Raw genomic sequence first — 1051 nt, 5'->3', positions numbered from 1 at the left:
AGGGCGCTAGTCATATGACTAGTGACTGAACAATTTAAAAAAACAATAAATCTGTCAGTAGACAGAATGAGTGTAGACTCAAACTTTTAATGAGAGTTTGATCCTGGCTCAGGATGAACGCTGGCGGCGTGCCTAATACATGCAAGTAGAACGCTGAAGTCCGGTACTTGTACCAGACGGATGAGTTGCGAACGGGTGAGTAACGCGTAGGTAACCTGCCTGGTAGCGGGGGATAACTATTGGAAACGATAGCTAATACCGCATAACAATGAATGACACATGTCATTTATTTGAAAGGTGCAATTGCACCACTACCAGATGGACCTGCGTTGTATTAGCTAGTTGGTGAGGTAACGGCTCACCAAGGCGACGATACATAGCCGACCTGAGAGGGTGATCGGCCACACTGGGACTGAGACACGGCCCAGACTCCTACGGGAGGCAGCAGTAGGGAATCTTCGGCAATGGGGGCAACCCTGACCGAGCAACGCCGCGTGAGTGAAGAAGGTTTTCGGATCGTAAAGCTCTGTTGTAAAGGAAGAACGAGTGTTAGAGTGGAAAGTTGACACTGTGACGGTACTTTACCAGAAAGGGACGGCTAACTACGTGCCAGCAGCCGCGGTAATACGTAGGTCCCGAGCGTTATCCGGATTTATTGGGCGTAAAGCGAGCGCAGGCGGTTAGATAAGTCTGAAGTGAAAGGCTATGGCTCAACCATAGTATGCTTTGGAAACTGTTTAACTTGAGTGCAGAAGGGGAGAGTGGAATTCCATGTGTAGCGGTGAAATGCGTAGATATATGGAGGAACACCGGTGGCGAAAGCGGCTCTCTGGTCTGTAACTGACGCTGAGGCTCGAAAGCGTGGGTAGCGAACAGGATTAGATACCCTGGTAGTCCACGCCGTAAACGATGAGTGCTAGGTGTTAGACCCTTTCCGGGGTTCAGTGCCGCAGCTAACGCATTAAGCACTCCGCCTGGGGAGTACGACCGCAAGGTTGAAACTCAAAGGAATTGACGGGGGCCCGCACAAGCGGTGGAGCATGTGGTTTAA

Annotated in this window: 1 rRNA gene; it reads left to right on the top strand. The window is 50.5% G+C overall.

The features are described 5' to 3' along the window. Positions 1-85: 85 nt before the first annotated feature. A 16S ribosomal RNA gene (locus Q4P78_RS09385) occupies positions 86-1051 on the top strand; the annotation flags it as partial.

This window comes from Rothia sp. (in: high G+C Gram-positive bacteria) (assembly GCF_030540545.1).
GTDB lineage: Bacteria > Actinomycetota > Actinomycetes > Actinomycetales > Micrococcaceae > Rothia.
Note: the sequence above shows the minus strand (reverse complement) of the source record. Positions and strands in the feature narration are given on the sequence as shown.